The organism is Sphingomonas arvum (genome assembly GCF_026013565.1).
Lineage (GTDB): Bacteria > Pseudomonadota > Alphaproteobacteria > Sphingomonadales > Sphingomonadaceae > Sphingomicrobium > Sphingomicrobium arvum.
In genome coordinates, this window is record NZ_JAPDOB010000001.1 from 747469 (window position 1) to 764044 (window position 16576).

Below are 16576 nucleotides of genomic sequence, written 5' to 3' on the forward strand. Positions count from 1 at the left end.
GGCGTTAGTCTCCACGCGGCTCATCCCTGCTGATTACCTGCCTCCCGCCAGATCGCAACGTCTCCGGGCGGCAACAGCCAGTCACCAAGCAACAACTCGGCGCCGGCGCTCACATCCTCTGGCAGTCGGAGCGGCTCAGGCGCGTAATTAACGGCTACGCCGATCACCCCGCGGCGCGAGATCCGCAGGCCGTCGGGAAGGTTTTTGGTAGAAAGACCGCTTTCCTCTGCAATCGATAGCAATACGTTGCGCATGAGCGTCTGATCGGGCCATCCAGCGAGGTAGTGGAAGCGCTGATGGCTGAACCAGATACCGCGGCCTCCCTCAAGCGAGAGCCGTACCGGGCAATCGGCGTGAACATGCTCCAGCCAGTTGACGATGCCGCCGCCACCCTCGGCTTTCTCGACGTGACCGGCTGGCAAACTCTCGACCGCGCTGACCCGCAGCGGAATGAGCTTTTGCAGCGGCCCCGGCGGAAGGTCAGCTGGGATCTGGTAGTTGATTGTCTTCGAGCCTGAGCGACAGCCGATAAGGACTTGCGCTTCGCTGGCTGCCAGGCGCGCTATGAGATCATCACTGGCATGCGCCACCGCGGGGACAACGACCAGCGCGTAGCCTGTGACGGCTGCGTTGGGCCCCAGGATGTCGACATCTAAACCCAGTCCACGAAGCACCGAATAATAGGCGAACACATGGCGGAGCGGTTCAAAGGCAGCGCCCTGCGGCTGGATACGCAAGAACCATTGTGCTTCGTAGGAGAAGAGCAGGGCTACTCGCGCGTTCTCCTTGCCCAAGGCCGGCAGCCTTCCGATCTCCTCGGCCACTTGCCGCACTTCTGGCATCGCCGGTGCCTCTACATCGTCGGGCCGGAGCAGCCCGGCGTGCATCTGTTCCTGCGCGAAGGGCGCCTGTCGCCAGCGGAAATAGGATACCAGTTCGGCGCCGTGCGCAAAGGCCTCCCAAGTCCAGAGCCGCACCATTCCAGGCAGCGGCGCAGGATTGTTCGGCGCCCAGTTCACTGGCCCCGGCTGTTGCTCAAGCACCCACATTCGCCCACCGCCGCACCCGCGGTAAAGGTCGTGATGAAAGCCCGCGAAGTCCGGGTGGCCTTGGCGCATGTACCGCCGCTTGATCTCCGGCCGATCGTCTCCCTGATCTAGGAAGCCGAGCGGGTAGGAGTCCCACGCAGCCGCATCAAGGTCGGCTCCTACCGCGTGGTGGTCGAATTCGGCGAAGAACCCCATGAAGTTGTGAACGATGTCGCGTCCTGGAGAAGCGCGCCGAAGGATCGCCGCCTGCTCCCTGTTGAATGCGACCACTTCTTCAGACGCAAAGCGCATGTGGTCGAGCCGGTGCGCCGGATTCGCCTCCGTGACGGTTTGGTTGGGAAGATCAATCTCGTTAAACGAGCGATATTCCTGGCTCCAGAAGACCGTGCCCCAGGCGCTATTCAATGCCGAGATGTCGCCGTATTGTTTTTGCAGCCAGCGCCGGAAGCCGACTGTTGCCGCGGGCGAATAGCTGAGGATGGTGTGGTGACAGCCATATTCGTTGTCAGTCTGCCAAGCGGTAACCGCTGAATGCTGTCCGTAGCGCTCGCCGACCAAGGTCGTGATACGCTGGGATTCAGCACGGTAGATCGGGCTTGAGAAGCAATAATGCCGTCTGGATCCGAAGGTCCGAGGCCGGCTTCCGGCATCCCAGGCGAGGATCTCAGGATGTTCGTCGATCAGCCACTTGGGCGGAGTAGCCGTCGGGGTGCCGAGGATCAGTTCCAAGCCGGCGTCAGCCAGTGTGTCGATCGCGCGGTCGTACCAATCCCACGCAAATCTGTCGCGCTGAGGCTCTATTCGGCTCCACGCGAACTCGCCGATCCGAACGCGACTAAGGCCAAGGTCCCGCATGCGCCGCGCATCGTTGGCCCACATGCGCTCGGGCCATTGTTCGGGATAATAGCAGACACCAAGCTTCATCTGCTGACTCTAGCGCTGTCGCGGAAAATTATATACACCGTCAATAAGCAGGAAGGATCCGGGCACGGTCTGGGCATCGTTCGCCAGCGACCGCACGTCGTCGCTACGCTCATTCGGCGGTTTGTGGAACGGCAGCCAAGTGGATGAGCCAGGCGGTCTCCGGCCGAACCACGTGCAACTGGACGCCAATGTCCCCAAGTGTTGCGCCGTCGATGACCGGCTGTCTTTCCCAGAAAGCTGGATCCGTGAAACGCTTGCGGGCAGCCTCCGGCCAGGGTTCGAGCAAGCTCACGCGATATCGCCAGGTAGGATTGAGGCCCGGAATGTGGATGGCGGGAGCGATTGCAGCTCCTGATTGGGTCGCACGGGCTACCAGGGTCAGGGCTTGCGACCGATCGGGAGCTGACACGGTCATGATCGTGATGTCAGGGTCTGCGCAGCTCCCGTAGAACGTGTCGCCGCTGTGAAGCAGGCCCCGCCATTTCTTGTACAGGGCCGCATGGGCCTTCAGCGTTGCTCGATCGTGGTCGCTCAGTTCCTCAGGGTCCGCTTCGACGCCAAAGTGCGCGAACATGGCGACCCGCGCGCGAAAGGCCATGTCGAGCGAGCGTCCGGTGGTCGGATTCGGCGCTGCGCCGACATGCGAACCAATCATCTGAAGCGGGTAGAACAAGCTCATCGCGCGCTGGATGCGGAGCCGCTCGACCGCATCGGTGTTGTCGCTCGCCCAAAAGCGTGCCGCGCGCGTCATCATGCCGAAATCCACCCGGCCCCCGCCGCTGGCACAGCTCTCGATTTCCACCCTCGGGTGGAGTGCACGCAAGCGGTCGACCACTTCGTAAAAACCGAGCGTCTGACGATGTGCCGCTGATTCGCCACCGCTGATCGCCGGAAAGAGGTCGCGGTTGTGATCCCACTTTAAGTAGGCGATCCCATGATTGCGCAGGAGGGTGTCGAGTAGCTGCCAGAGGTGCTCTCGAACGTCGGCGCGGGTAAGGTCGAGCACCAGCTGATGGCGCTGTGTCGGCCGGTACGCACCCGCGTGCAGGCACCAGTCGGGGTGCGAGCGGTAAAGGTCGCTGTCGGCGCTGACCATCTCGGGCTCTACCCACAGACCGAAGTCCATGCCCAGGGAAGCAACGTGCTCGATGAGCGGGGTGAGGCCGCGCGGAAAGCGCTCAAGGTCCACAAACCAGTCGCCGAGCGAGCTGTGGTCGTCGCGACGGCCTTTGAACCAGCCATCGTCTAGGACGAAGCGCTCGGCACCGATCGCTGCTGAAGCCTGGGCAAGCGCGAAGAGCCGCTTCTCATCGAGATCGAAGTAGACCGCTTCCCACGAGTTGAAGTGGACCTTGCGCGGCCCTGTCCCGATCTCGGAGGCACGCTGCCGCGTTCTAGCTTCGGCGTGGAAGGCACTGCGTACGCCGTTGAAGCCTGCTTCCGAGCACACCAGCAGTGCCTCAGGTGAGCTGTACCGCTCACCAGGCCGCAGGATGATCTCGCCTGGAGCAAGCCACTCACCCATTTGAAGCTGGCGCTCGCCCGTCGGCAGAGTCTCGATGAAGGACCGGCAGTTCCCGCTCCAAGCCAGGTGAGCGGCGACGACCTTGCCGACCGTCTCGTTAGCCCAGCCCTCGTGCGCGATGGCGTAGTGAGCACCGTCGAAGCCGCTGCGGCCGGTCCGGTTGACCTTTTCGACCTTGCGGGTCTGCAGCCTCGTCCCAGCAAGCTGAAATTCGGCTCCCCAGTGGCCGTGCACCTGAAGGGCTTCGCCAGCCCAGTCGGGTAGGGGAAGGCTGAGCGCCGCCAGCCATTCCAGCGGTATAGCAATTCTCCCTGCGTTCTCGATCTCGGCCGCGCTCGACAGCAGGCCGGACGGCAGCATCTCCCACCTGGTGCGAAGAAGGAGATGGCGGCCCTCGTCGCGGTACGTCACGACGAGCCGATCCGGGCGGGTCTCCACATCCACTGGTTCGAAGTTCGAGAAACCGGGTAGGGCGATCGCGGGTTCACCGCTAAAGCCGTGGCCCGCCTGCGGGAGAAGGGTCAGACCGGGATCGAAGTCCGGCTGCGACTCCCGAAGTCCCTGCATTGTCGCCCCGGCGATCACGGACAGGTCGGTGTCCCGCGCCAGCCGCCTACCGAAGCTGACCAGCGTGACATGTCGCTCCAAGTGGAAAACCGCTGTCGTGGAGGGCCCATCGATGCGGAACACACGGGGGGCGAGCGCCACCACGGCGGATCAGAAGTTGGCAGTCCGAAGCAGGCCGCCATCGATCCGCAGGTTGGCGCCGGTGATATAACTCGCCGCGGGGCTTGCAAGGAACACGGCCGCGTTTGCTACCTCGTGCGGGCGTCCCATGCGGCCAAGCGCCGACAGAGACGCGGCGCGGTCGAAAATGGCCGGCTGCGCCTGCTTGACATCGTCCCAGAAGCCGCCTTCGAAATCGATTGGGCCAGGTGCCACGAGGTTGACCCTGATTCCGTGCTTGCCATGCACCACGGCCATTTGTCCGGCGAAGCTGGTCAGCGCCGCCTTCATCGCTCCATACGCCACTTCGTAAGGCGGCAGTTGCGTCAGCGTGGAAGCGATCGAGGACACGAACACCACGGCTGGGCTCGCACTCTGCTTCAATTGAGGCACGGCAAGTTCAAATGCGCGGACATGCTGCTGCAGGTCGGCCTCGAACGTATCGCGCCACCACTGATCGCCGCTCCCCTCGACTCTGGTCGAAACATTGCTGATCAGCACGTCGAGGCCGCCTAGCTGCTCCACAGCCCGGCCGAACCATCCAGCGAATTTTTTACTATCACGAACGTCAGTTGCTTCGCCATAGGCCTTGGCTCCAGCAGCTTGGAAGGCACTCACGGCCTCATCGATGCCGGCCTGACCCCTAGCGCATATCGCGATCGAGGCGCCTTCTCTCGCCAGAGCGTCTCCGATCGCGCGCCCGATGCCTCGACTAGCGCCGGTAACAATCGCGCGTTTGCCCTTTAGTTGGAGATCCATGTTGCGGTCCTGCCTTCACGTGCTCGAACCCTTAAAGCGTACTATTGGACAATCCGTCAACAAACCTAATGAGGCGGTCCGAGCTTAGGACGTGTAGTACGCTTACGATTTTGGTGGGTGGGTCTTCATAGAGCTGCTTCCGACCCGTCCCAAGCTGTCGCCCACTGTGATGAATGGTGCTGCAGGGGTTCGACCGGCTGGTGCGTGCTTTGGGCGTGATGCCGCAGTCCATTCTCGGCCCTCTAGTTAATCGCGCTCTGCCGGCACTTCTTCTCACCAGTGTCTCGTCGCTGCGTGGCGATCTGACTCAGCAGCGATCGGGCGGTCCAGCACGGAACAGGCGCCCACAGTCGGCGATTGTCATACAAGGCCATGAGGTAACGGGACTTTGCTTGACAAGGTGCGGGCGCAGGAACGCGCCGCTTTTAGGGAGCCCACGATTGAAGGGACGCTGGGCCAAGTGCTCGCGCGTCGCTTCAAGGCATTCAAGACAGACAAGAAGGTGGCCACTCGTCAGCTCGTCACGACTGCTGTCCCCTTAGCTGCGCTAATCGTCACGATGGCGATCGTATCCTACGGCTATTATTGGCTGACGCTGCTCCTAGCTGTCCCTGCGGCGGGACTTCTCATCCGCCTGTTCATCATTCAGCACGACTGTGGGCACGGGTCCTTCTTTCCGTCACGAATGGCCAACGACGTGCTGGGGCGGGTTCTTTCTGTGCTGACCCTCACTCCCTATGCAAGTTGGGCACGCGGCCACGCGGCGCATCATGCCTCTGCAGGCAACCTCGACCGCCGCGGGAGGGGAGACGTGGATACCTGGACCGTGTCGGAATATCTTGAAGCGGGGCCTGCGAAGAAGCTGCTTTATCGCCTCCTGCGCAATCCGTTCTTCTTAGTCGGCGTCGGTGCGCCGCTCAACTTCATCGTGCTGCAACGAGTGCCGCGAGGTGGTACCTTCCGGGACGGGGTATCGCGCCGCAGCGTGCTTACCCTCAACGTCGCCCTACTCGTAGTCTACGGCTCAGCGATCATTGCCTTTGGCGCTTTCGCGGTCCTCGGAACCTATCTCCCCGTCATCATCGTGGCTTCTTGGATCGGTAACTGGCTGTTCTTCGTACAACACCAATTTGAAGGAACTCACTGGGAGAGAGACGGTGCCTGGAACTTCCATGAGGCCGCGCTGAAAGGAAGCTCATACTTCAAGCTTCCGCCGATCCTGCAGTGGTTCTCCGGAAGCATCGGGCTTCACCACGTGCATCACTTGAGTAGCCGAGTGCCCAACTATCATCTCCAGTCGTGCCTCGAAGCCGCTCCTGAGTTAGACGGAGTCTCCAAGGTAATCACGTTGCGTGAGAGTCTCGGCTGCTGGCGACTGGCGCTCTGGGACGAACAGCGGGGCACCTTGGTCAGCTTTCGTGACCTTAAGCCTTTCGCTGCTGAGGTCATCACCTGATCGATTTGTGAGCACTCACCTGATGTCTGGTTCTGCTCCGCCTTTCCGGCTTGAGGCGCAGGCTCTGAACGTCCGCTTGTGAACCATTCGAGCCGTAAGCGCGATCTCGAACGGTGCCCGCTTGCCCGCACCACTAACCCGCTAGCTGCCGTTCCTTCTCGGTGGGTAACGGATCGTTTGCTTCCGGGTGAGCACCGGCGAATAGCTGACGCTCGTTCATGTGGAGCGTATGTCAGCCTCGCGGCTCTTTCGTTGCTTCAGGGCGGCCTCGTACATGGCTGCAAGCGCCATTATGCCGCTATCGAGACCTCACCATCACCGGCAATGAAGGCTTGTGGACCGGCGGGTCGCAACAACAGCCATCATGACCGGCGATCATCTGGCATTCAGATGTGCATCGCGATAAGCCCATCCCATGAGCCGTTCTATTGCAGCCGCGAGCTACTACTATCCCTACCAGGTGGGGATCGGCTGACGCGCGTCTGACAGACAAGCAAACACCTGCCCCGCTCGACACCGTCAGGCGGGGTTTTTTGTGCCTGGAGATCCATGATGTTCGTTGAACCGGAGAGCATGACCGCCTCGACCAGAGGAGGAAAGCCCTGGCAGGCTCACCTGATTGATCAGGGCTGGTGCAACTTCACGCCGGAGGATCATGCCGTCTGGGACATTCTGTTCAAGCGGCAGGTGCAGCTATTGAGGGGCCGGGTCGTCAGCAGTTTTCTGGATGGGCTCGACCTCTTAGAGCTAAATGCCCCCGGCGTGCCGGAGCTTACGCGTTTGAACCAGCGGTTGCTTGCACGCACCGGTTGGCGCTGCGTTTCGGTGGCCGGACTTGTGCCGGACGAGGCATTCTTTGCAATGCTTGCTGACCGCCTCTTTCCGATCGGAAATTTCGTCCGGACCCGTGTGCAATTGGACTATCTGGAAGAGCCTGACTGTTTCCACGACATCTTCGGCCACGTGCCCATGCTTGCGCACACCGGGATGGCGAACGCCATGCAATCGATTGGGGATCTCGGACTAAGGGCGATTGCGGCCGGCTTGGGACACCATGTAGCCCGGCTCTATTGGCACACCATCGAGTTTGGCTTGTGCAGGGAAGCGGATCATGTCCGCATCCTGGGCGCAGGGCTGGCGTCCAGCTTCGGTGAAGCTCGCGCTAGCCTTGAAGATGAGAGTATCGAGCGACGACGCTTCACCGTGGAAGAAGCGATTGCAGCATCTTACCGCCACGATGCTATGCAGCCGTTGTATTTCGTATCTGATAGCCTGGAGGCCGTGGTCAGTGCTCTTGAAGGCGCCACTGTGTCTCACCTGACCGTTCCTGAGCCGACGTCCGCTTGAGTGCCAGTAGATCCGACAAGCGGCATTTCTGATGGAGGCCATAAGGGGCCGTAAGGGACACCTGCTGGTGTCTGGAAAACAGCCATGGCCGATATCCGTGGGGCCAGAATAAGTGTCTGCCATGTGCAATCTTTACACCATGAACGCGTCCGTCGATGAACTGCGTCGTGCCTTCGGGCCATTCCGTGGTGACACTGCCAATCTGCCGAGCTTCGGTGACATCTACCCGAACCGCGCAGCGCCGGTACTCCGTGCGGAGGGCGACGAGCTGGTGCTTGACGTCATGCAGTGGGGCTTTCCTGGGCCAACAGCTGCCGGCAGGCGGCCGGTAACTAATGTTCGCAACCTGGCAAGCCCATTCTGGCGATCGGCCCTCAAGAGCCCGGAGCGGCGGTGCATTGTTCCGGTGACCAGATTCTGTGAGTGGACGGCTGAGCCGGACCCGGAGACCAAGCGTAAGCGCAAGATGTGGTTTGGCCTGCATGAGGCCGAGCACCCTGTGTTCGCATTCGCGGGGATCTGGCGGCCGGTAGAGGAGGGTCGCGCCATGGCGTTCCTGACCTGCGAACCCAACGAGCTGGTTGGTGCGATCCACCCCAAAGCTATGCCGGTGATCCTAAACCCGGCCGACGTGCGCCGCTGGCTGTCAGACGAGATGGCGAGCGCCTGCGCCTTGGCAGTCCCATACGCATCCGAGCGGATGCGGCAGTTCGCCTGATAGGGCCGAGTCGGTCACTGGCGTTCTTATTATGTTCCGGTGCATGCGTGGCTCATGGTAGGCCATCCCAAGCATCTCTCCGATCTCAACACGATAGAAGCTGACGTACGCTTCACGTGTCGCCGCTGCGGGTTCGAGGACGACTGGGCTCCGGACGACCTGGCTAAGCATCTCCTGTAGATTGGCGGCAGTCAGGTCTGGTCCGAGATCACGCGCTACTTGCACTGCCGGCGCGTGGGCTGTGGCTCACCGGACTTGCGCATCCTCCCTGTTCCTTATGCTCGCCGCCCGGCTAATCTGCCGAGGCGAGTGGGTAAGCTCGACAGTCAGCTTCTCGGAACTGCCCTCCAGATACTGGAGGCTGCTGTCGCCCGTTCTCCGGGCCGATCAGTCGCCGGGGTGGAGGTGAGGCTCGCGCTGCTAGTGGTGCATCGGTACGCCCGTGATCGTCAGCTGGTGCGAGCTTATTGGGAGTGCGCAGGCGATGCCGCTCGGAACGTCAGCGAAGGGCTGTCTGAACCGTACAGCAGGCTGCGGAAGCGACTTGAGCAGCTCGGGTGGGTGGCACCTCCGGTGAACTTGGATCGTGTGCCGACTTGGCCTTGGAACTCGCCTGCACCGCCTGGCTGGCTCGCGCAGCCCAGTTACCAGCGGCGAGGTAACGAATAAGCGATCTGTCTTGGTTCGCTTCCCATCCCCTTTGCGGGCTCACACGAGCAGCGCAGAACGTCACCTGCGGCAACCCTCCGCTGCAGGTGCTCTTGAGTATGCGTTAAGCACTAAGCGCTAGTGCAGAGCACGACTAACTTCGTGTCATGGAGCTCTGCCGTGCCAACCGTCCCGATCGCTCTGCGGCGGCTCGCTTCCGACCTCCGGCTTTGTGTGCAAAGCCTAGCCCTCGACGCTCAAGCCACGCTCTTGAAAACGGCCGCTAAGTTGGAAGCAGAGGCCGAGCAGATAGAGCGTCAATGGCAAGCCTCTCAGCTCGGCCCACCCCATCAGCATAGCTACCCAGCCTCTCGCTGAGCCTATCCACCACCGTATCAGGCGGCCTTAGTTCTCGGCAGAAGCCGGCGACGCAAGGGCGTGAGGCGAGGCCGGCCAGCGCTGTAAAACTGTATACCCGCGCCAGAGTTCCGCCTGACGGCCCTGTCGCCGCCTCTCCGCGATGCTCGCGGCCACCGTCTCGTTAGTGGCTTCGAAATGCTCAACTGGGTCGTTCACGCGCGTTCCGGGGTTTACGCAGATTAGGCGATACTTCGGGATAACAGGCCTCATACGCAGCTCAGCCCGGCTTCATACCTACTCTGGGTCATGTAGCAAAAGAGACCCGCCGGTTCGCTCACGTGAACACGGGCACGGGATTTGACACCGGGCAAGGCTCGCTTCACGGGGCGTCGGCAACACGACGTTCCTACTCGGAGCCTGCGTTGGTGAACGACGATCCACTAGATCATATGCGTCAACGGATTGAGCGCTGCCGCTGGCTCGCCACGTATGTGAACGATGAACGCACCACCCGCGCGCTATTGCAGATGGCAGAGGAGGGAGAAGCGGATCTGTTGCGTCTGGTGGCCGAGCGTGAGCGAACTCAGGGCAAGCTCTCCACCCGATAGCGCAAGGGCAGCCGGTTAGGATTCACCGAACAGTCGCCAGCAGTAGAGCTAGCGCGACGTTAAGAGCTAGGAAGATCACGCCCTCCCACAGAACTCGCCGCTCAGTCATATGGGCCGTTTTCATCAGACTTGCTCGCGTTCAAGGATCAGCACGACTAAGGCAGGGATTGCTGCCGGCATCTGCACATGCACCTGCACTAGGCGCCATCCGTTAGCCGCGTGGCTAGCAATCGCCGCTTGGTAAGCTTGCGGATCGGTGCGCACATCCACGTTATCGAAGTGATACTCGTAGGCCATCGGGCATTCCGCTTGATCTCGAAGCAGGGCATGCCGTCAATTTGCTGCTCTTTGATGACGCAAGCGCCCGTTTCGGCGGAGCAAGGACGTAGAGGCAATCCTGCATTCTGTAGAAATTTAATCGCGCAGAAATATTGGCCGGCTAGCAGTGCAACTGTGTTCTGGCTCCTTATCGCTCTCGCTGCATGGATCGCTCCAGCCGTCGTGCTTGGAGTCGTACTAGCGTGGGTAGTCTGGCGAGAGCCCGGTGGTCCTGAAGAAACTGGCACCCAACAGAGGGAAACGATTGATCTCGTGCCAGGGGAGTAGCTTGCGACAGCCGGTAAGAGGCCCGGCCGAGTTTCCTCGACCGGGCTCACGCAACGCTTACTGATACTCTGGGAGGTGACATCCATAGCCAGTCTCCCGCTACGCTCTCGCATCGGGCGAGAGCTATTGAACGCTTGTGATGACAGACGTCTTCTTCGCTCGCGTCGGCTGTCCCACTTTGGAACGGCCCGCAACCGGAAATTGACCAGCCCAGAAGTCGTGCACCGTCTCGGGCGTCGTGCAAGGCCGGTGATCACCTGGTTCGATGGACCAGAAACCGTCTCGCCGTTCGGCTACAATATGGCTGGTTGTCGACAGCTCGAGGTCGTGCCTGAGGGTGTAGCCGATTGCCCGTTCGATCGCTTTACAATCGTTCGCAGCACTGAAGATTTCGGACCCGATCACCTCATCATCGAGCAGCATTCGCAGCGTGTAGCTTGGCATACCGACTCACCTCATGCGATCGTTATAACACCGTTACGATCAGGCGAATAACTCCCATCACTAAGACTGCTGTAGGTATTGTTCGGCAACTCTTCCCGCCCCGAAACGCTTGGAGCCTCAATAGCTTAGGCGCGTTAGCCTCCTCGCTCCCAAACATACATTGAGGTGACCAGGTGACTTCCACCGGCATTGTCGCTGTTGGACTGCTGACGGCTGACGACCTTACCCGATTGGGGCCGACTTTCGCACGTGCTTGGCGCGTTGAGGAGACGCCGTGTTTTTCGGGGCTGCTCCAGGCCATCGACGAAGCCGACAGACACTTCAGACGCGATAGGGAGCAAGAGGGACCTCGCAGCTAGCTTTTAAGCAGTCGCTTTGGCCGGGTTTGGATGGGCAGCGCCAGCCAGGTGTTCATTGGAAGGCCTCGCCAGGAGGGCTGGCGCCGCGAGCCCTTTTCTCGCACCTCAAGAACATTCCTGAGAGAAATGAAAGCCGAGCGAATAAGGAGCGAACTGAGGGCTCCTCGTTATGTCCTTTCCGAATCAAACGAACCTTCCAGGCGGCCGAACGACGCCGACAAAACATCAATCGTCGTTGGCTGGTCCGTCCACCACTGACTTGATGTTCGCGCGCAGATCATATTCGTAAGCCAGCTTCAGGTGCGCCTCGCGCGCCGCTGGACCGGTCGCAGCCTCTGCGCGCCTCCGTTCTTCCTCAGCACGGCATGCAAAGTAACAAGGATCAGCGTCGCTCATCATAGCCTCCGTTGCAGGAGAAAGCACACTTAGCGGGACAGCTCTGAGTCGCGCTTCTGGCAGCTTGCCAGCCGATTGGATGCCTAAACTACGTATCTTCGTCCGTATGGTTCTGATCCCAGATGTCCGGCGCCCGCTTGGCGAGCAGGCCCACACGCAGCCGGCGCGCCTCTTTGATAATCAGCGAGATAAGTGCCCTAATAGGTGCTTGATCGATGAGCCCGCCGAGGACGAGGAGCAGGGTCGACAGGAGATCTGCTGGGTAAGCAATGATCTCGCGAGTTCAACGGTTCATTGGTCTCCGTAAAGGACCAATGGTCCCTTATTGTTGACTGAAGACCGTTGGTCCTTTACCTTGTAGAACATGAAGCCTTGGATCGATCCCGCCAGCCGCTTTACGCGGCAAGAATTTGTTGAACGCACGAGGCTGAGCGATGATGTGCTGAGCTTTTGGAGCCGGCGCGGCCTCATCGTTCCGGAGCAGGGTGAAACAGGGCGGGGCGTCCATAAACGTTATCACTTCTCGCAGCTAAACATCGCGGCGGTGCTCAAGGTCTACAGGGACCATTTCGGCGCGAGCATCGCTGTGCTGAGTTCCCTCGCGGACCTCCTGCAGCGCTCTGTCGCTTCCTTCGCGAACACGTCCCAGCCCGTCGAAAACTGGGACTCTGCGGCAGCACTTGCAGACGCCCTTGAGAAATTTCGCGCAGGTCGAGATGTTCCGGTGCGCGCCTACCACGGTGACGAGCCCGACTTCCTCAGCCTCAGCATCGATGAGCGGTATCGGGATCGGCCCGCCGTAAGCGAAAGCGAGATCATTGCGGATCGCGTGGACATCAATGTTGAGGGAAGTTCGCGCGAGTTTCTGAGGTTCACCGAGAAACTGGGAGCCGGGCGTTATCAGGAAGCTCGTATAGCGCAGATCCTTCTCGGCAAGGTGCTCAAGCCCAGCACCTTTGGAAAGGTCACTTGGCTGATGGGGCAGACGGATGATGGATGGGATATCCGTGAAGGTCATGACGATGGCTTCGGTGACCTAGATGGGCTCGGACCCGCCGTCTTCATGCCGGTCGGGTCACTCATTGATCAGGTATGGGGCATCCCGAGTGACGGTGAGCTGCGAGCCATGAAAGAAAGGGGCGAGCTGGAATGAGCCGGCGTGCTTCGTTCAAGCAGGCAGATGCTGCTCGTGCCTTGCGCGCGGCAGTTGCTGCGGGCCTCAAGCCGCACGGCTATTCGATTGCTCCTGATGGCTCGATCCGAGTTGAATTCGGTGAGACGGCCCAAACTGGCAACAGCTTTGATGCGATCATCGGTGGCCGCAGGTGAAGCGCTCTGGCCGGCCTAAATGGGCTACCAGGTTTTACGATCGCTTTGGACAGGAGAGGTGGCGTTTCCGGCGCAAAGGTTATGCGCAGTACCTGTTCAAACATAAGCTTGGAGAGCCCGGCTTCTGGCAGGAGTACGAAGCTTGCGTAGCAGGCCTTGCGGCAGAGCCGATCGCACCGGGCGCCGAGAAGGCAAAGGCCGGCAGCTTCGACGACCTCATCAGTCGCTACTACCGATCCCCAGACTTCCTTGATCCGGGTGAGCGTACCCAAGTCGTTTATCGCGGCGTTCTGGAGCGCTGGCGGGCCACTGTAGGCGGCAACGGGCGCCGTTACGGCGAAGGCATGGTGCGGGACCTGGCGGCGCATCATGTCGAAGCAATGATGGCCAAGATGCTGCCGCACAGGACGGCCGCGAACATGCTTCGCAAGCGGCTGGGCGCCCTATTGAAGTTCGCTATTCGGCAGGGCCTCGTGCGCGACAACCCGGTCACTCCCACCCGACCTTTTAAGGTTGAGGGCGGCGGGTTTCACACTTGGACAGAGGCCGAGATTGCTGCCTACGAGGCCCGCCATCCGGTCGGGTCTAAGGCTCGGTTGGCGCTGGACCTCATGCTCTGGACAGGCCAGCGCGGCGGCGATGCTCGTCTCATGGGTCCGCAGCACGTCCGCGGGAAGCGTCTAGTCGTCACGCAAGAGAAGACGGGCGCTACCGTGTCGCTGCCCGTCCTGGCACCGTTAGCGGCGTCAATCCTTGCCGCGCCATCCGGGAGCCTAGTCTTCCTTGTCAGCGAGCACGGCAAGCCCTTCAGCCGTAAGGGCTTCGGCAACATTGTCCGTCAATGGTGCGACGAAGCGGGGCTGCCGAACTGCTCGGCTCACGGACTCAGGAAGGCGGCGGCTCGCCGGTTTGCGGAAGCCGGGTGTTCGAACCAAGAGATCAAGGCCTGGACGGGCCACGTTACTGACAGCGAGGTCGCACGGTACACGGCTGCGGCTGATCAGACCCTGCTCTCCGACGCGGCTGCCGAACGCCTAATTGCTAACCTTCGCAACCGGTTAGCCAACGGCGAAGCTAAGCCTTTGCAAGGAAAAAACTAAATGGACGGGATGGCGCACCCAAGAGGATTCGAACCTCTGGCCTTTGCCTTCGGAGGGCAACGCTCTATCCAGCTGAGCTATGGGTGCGTGCGGAGCCGATTAGCCGGGTGGCGCCGCGGGAGCAAGGCTCCCGTGACCTAGAGCTGGCCTAGCCAGTGCTTCAGCGGATCGTGGAGGTGAGCAGGCGCCGCGCGGCCAACGACCATGCCCACGTGGCCGGCGGGAACCGCGACGCATGGCCCCGGTGCGGCGGTGCCAGCCGGCACAATGCGGTCGTTGGCGGCGGTGAAGTGCAAGGTGGGCACATCCGTCAGGCTGGACGAATCGCTGCGACCCGTGCGGTTGCTGCTGAAAAGTTCGTCAATCAGCTCGGCGGCTGCCAGGAGCGGGAGCGGGTCGCCGGTGTTGGCCCAGTCCTCCAGCGCGACAAACCGGCGCGCTCCGGCGCTGAACGGGTCGAGGCTGGCGAAATGGGCGAATTTGGCGACGACGCGGTCTGGGTCAAGCGACCAGAAGGCGGCCTGCAGGACCTCGGGGGGAAGGGCGCCGAAGACCGCCGCGGTGGGTGCGGCACCCCTCCACAGGCGTTCCAGCGCGGCTCGGGCGGAGGGAGGATACGCACCGAAATCCCATGGCGAGGCGAGGGTGGCGACGGCCCGGACTGCGATCTCCCGTGCGGCGAGGAGGGCCATCGTGCCACCGAGGCAATAGCCCACTAGAGTGGCAGGCTGATCCAAGCCTGCAAGTAGCGGGAGCAACCGCTCCCTGACGTGGCCAACCAGCGACAGCGGCCGATGCGCGGATGGCCCCCAATCGACGAGCAGGACGTGGCCGTGCGAGGCCAGGGCGTTCGCAAGGGAGCAGGCAGGATCGAGATCGAGGATCGTGGGCGGGTTGATCAGCGATGGGATGAGCACGATGGGCCGGCCGCTGCCGCCGCAATCGCGCAGGCTGCTGTCCGCGACCTGATGCATGATCGGACGGGCCGGCCTTGGCTGATCGCGCGGCGCGAGTTGGTACAGGCGGAGACCTTCGAGCGCTTGCGCGGCCAACGCGGGGTCGCGCTCGCCGGTCCGGCGCACCAAATCCAGAAACAGCGGCAGCGGCCGGGGGCCGGGCTCATGTTGCGGTGCGTCAACGGGCGGTGCTAGGTCTGTCATCGGAGAGTTTCAGGAGCGTAGCATGGACCAGTCGGGATCGCCCAAGGTGACGATCAAGAAATATGCCAACCGGCGGCTCTACGATACGGAGAGCTCGGCCTATGTGACACTGGACCGGCTGGCGCAGATGATCCGCGAAGGCCGCGACTTCGAGGTGCTCGACGCCAAATCGGGGGAGGACATCACTCGGCAGGTGCTGACCCAGATCATCGTGGAGGAAGAGGCGCGCGGAAGCACCATGCTGCCGGTGAACTTTCTGCGCCAGCTGATCGGCATGTACGGCAATTCGATGCAGGGGCTAGTGCCCGACTATCTGGAACAGGCGATGGCGAGTTTCGAGAAGAACAACGCCGCCTTTCGGGATGCGTTCGGGACCAATATTTTCGCCGACCTGACGAAGCGCAACATGGAGCTGTTCCAGCAGTTCACCCGTGGAACGGGCGCCGCCACCAGGGAAGAGCCGCCGGTCAAGCCGGGCACCGACGTGGATGCGCTGCGAGCCGAGCTGGATGCGTTGAAGGCCAAGGTGGACAAGCTGGGGCACTGATGGTTTCGATAGGATTGATCGCCGCGGCGCTGCAGTTGGCGCAACCGCAGCTGGCTGCGGCGCAGCATTGGCGGGTCGCGCCCGTCGAGGCGGGCAACTGGAGCTGGCGTGCCGTGCCGGGCGGAAGCGAAGCCGCCTTCGCCAACGCGGCCGGGGTGCAATTCATGCTGCGCTGCAATCTGGCGAGCCGGACGGTGACGCTGCTCCGCAGCGGTGCGCCCGTGGGAACGCCGGTTGTCGTACGTACGACAAGCCTGGAGCGAACCCTGCCGGCGACCGGCATGCTTGGCGCGCAGGACCGCTTGCTGGACGCGATCGCGTTCAGTCGGGGCCGCTTCTCGGTCGAGGTTGCGGGAGTGCCGCGCCTGATCGTGCCAAGCTGGCCCGAACCGGCGCGAGCCATCGAGGATTGCCGAAAGTAGAGATCATTACAAGACTTGAACGAATTCTGCGGACGGGCATTCTGATGTTGGCTTCAACGCAGCGAAAGGAGGTGATCCGATGTCTCATGGTTC

The 16576-nt window shown here is 61.7% G+C and carries 15 protein-coding genes and 1 tRNA gene; 9 read left to right on the forward strand and 7 right to left on the reverse strand.

Annotated elements, in window-relative coordinates; genetic code table 11:
• Positions 1–20: 20 nt before the first annotated feature.
• The 3 genes from OMW55_RS03670 to OMW55_RS03680 all read right to left on the reverse strand — a co-directional run bounded on the left by OMW55_RS03670 (position 21) and on the right by OMW55_RS03680 (position 4983).
• Entirely contained in the window at positions 21–1973 is a 1953-nt protein-coding gene (locus OMW55_RS03670) for a beta-galactosidase (protein ID WP_264880903.1), read from the reverse strand.
• A 109-nt stretch (positions 1974–2082) separates the two neighbouring features.
• Positions 2083–4083 carry an alpha-galactosidase gene (locus OMW55_RS03675; protein WP_407822096.1) on the reverse strand — a complete coding sequence of 667 codons (2001 nt, stop codon included), beginning with the start codon at positions 4081–4083 and terminating at the stop codon, positions 2083–2085.
• A gap of 132 nt (positions 4084–4215) precedes the next feature.
• Positions 4216–4983 carry an SDR family NAD(P)-dependent oxidoreductase gene (locus OMW55_RS03680; protein ID WP_264880904.1) on the reverse strand — a complete coding sequence of 256 codons (768 nt, stop codon included), beginning with the start codon at positions 4981–4983 and terminating at the stop codon, positions 4216–4218.
• A gap of 388 nt (positions 4984–5371) precedes the next feature.
• On the opposite strand from OMW55_RS03680, the gene OMW55_RS03685 reads away from it, so the two are divergent.
• The 4 genes from OMW55_RS03685 to OMW55_RS03700 all read left to right on the forward strand — a co-directional run bounded on the left by OMW55_RS03685 (position 5372) and on the right by OMW55_RS03700 (position 10120).
• Positions 5372–6439: a fatty acid desaturase gene (locus OMW55_RS03685; protein WP_264880907.1), complete on the forward strand. Its 1068-nt coding sequence runs from the start codon at positions 5372–5374 to the stop codon at positions 6437–6439.
• A 549-nt stretch (positions 6440–6988) separates the two neighbouring features.
• Complete coding sequence (locus OMW55_RS03690; RefSeq protein WP_264880909.1) at positions 6989–7786, forward strand: phenylalanine 4-monooxygenase; 798 nt, start codon at positions 6989–6991, stop codon at positions 7784–7786.
• A gap of 121 nt (positions 7787–7907) precedes the next feature.
• Complete coding sequence (locus OMW55_RS03695) at positions 7908–8504, forward strand: SOS response-associated peptidase (RefSeq protein WP_264880911.1); 597 nt, start codon at positions 7908–7910, stop codon at positions 8502–8504.
• A 1433-nt stretch (positions 8505–9937) separates the two neighbouring features.
• On the forward strand, positions 9938–10120 hold the full coding sequence (locus OMW55_RS03700) for a hypothetical protein (protein ID WP_264880913.1): 183 nt from the start codon (positions 9938–9940) through the stop codon (positions 10118–10120).
• A 123-nt stretch (positions 10121–10243) separates the two neighbouring features.
• On the opposite strand, the gene OMW55_RS03705 is transcribed toward OMW55_RS03700, so the two are convergent.
• Positions 10244–10417: a DUF4177 domain-containing protein gene (locus OMW55_RS03705; RefSeq protein ID WP_264880914.1), complete on the reverse strand. Its 174-nt coding sequence runs from the start codon at positions 10415–10417 to the stop codon at positions 10244–10246.
• Between the two features lie 432 nt (positions 10418–10849).
• Complete coding sequence (locus OMW55_RS03710) at positions 10850–11170, reverse strand: hypothetical protein (protein ID WP_264880916.1); 321 nt, start codon at positions 11168–11170, stop codon at positions 10850–10852.
• 1119 nt (positions 11171–12289) lie between these two features.
• Here OMW55_RS03710 and OMW55_RS03715 point away from each other — a divergent pair.
• Genes OMW55_RS03715 through OMW55_RS03725 form a run of 3 tightly spaced genes read left to right on the forward strand, consistent with a single transcriptional unit; the run spans position 12290 to position 14354 of the window.
• Positions 12290–13078 carry a MerR family transcriptional regulator gene (locus tag OMW55_RS03715; RefSeq protein WP_264880918.1) on the forward strand — a complete coding sequence of 263 codons (789 nt, stop codon included), beginning with the start codon at positions 12290–12292 and terminating at the stop codon, positions 13076–13078.
• Positions 13075–13254, forward strand: a complete 180-nt coding sequence (locus tag OMW55_RS03720) for a hypothetical protein (RefSeq protein ID WP_264880920.1) — start codon at positions 13075–13077, stop codon at positions 13252–13254. Before OMW55_RS03715 ends, OMW55_RS03720 begins: the two co-directional genes overlap by 4 nt.
• The gene (locus OMW55_RS03725) at positions 13251–14354 is read left to right on the forward strand and encodes a tyrosine-type recombinase/integrase (protein ID WP_264880921.1); all 1104 of its coding nucleotides are present in this window, start codon (positions 13251–13253) and stop codon (positions 14352–14354) included. Before OMW55_RS03720 ends, OMW55_RS03725 begins: the two co-directional genes overlap by 4 nt.
• A 10-nt stretch (positions 14355–14364) precedes the next feature.
• On the opposite strand, the gene OMW55_RS03730 is transcribed toward OMW55_RS03725, so the two are convergent.
• Positions 14365–14441: transfer RNA gene (locus OMW55_RS03730), tRNA-Arg, on the reverse strand.
• Between the two features lie 50 nt (positions 14442–14491).
• Positions 14492–15514 (reverse strand): alpha/beta hydrolase, encoded by a 1023-nt coding sequence (locus OMW55_RS03735; RefSeq protein WP_264880923.1) that lies wholly within the window; start codon positions 15512–15514, stop codon positions 14492–14494.
• Between the two features lie 22 nt (positions 15515–15536).
• Here OMW55_RS03735 and phaR point away from each other — a divergent pair, with 22 nt between their 5' ends.
• Together phaR and OMW55_RS03745 are read left to right on the forward strand one after the other, a co-directional pair.
• Entirely contained in the window at positions 15537–16061 is a 525-nt protein-coding gene (phaR, locus tag OMW55_RS03740; protein ID WP_264880924.1) for a polyhydroxyalkanoate synthesis repressor PhaR, read from the forward strand.
• Complete coding sequence (locus OMW55_RS03745) at positions 16061–16483, forward strand: hypothetical protein (protein WP_264880926.1); 423 nt, start codon at positions 16061–16063, stop codon at positions 16481–16483. The genes phaR and OMW55_RS03745 overlap by 1 nt, the downstream gene beginning before the upstream one ends.
• Positions 16484–16576: the final 93 nt, after the last annotated feature.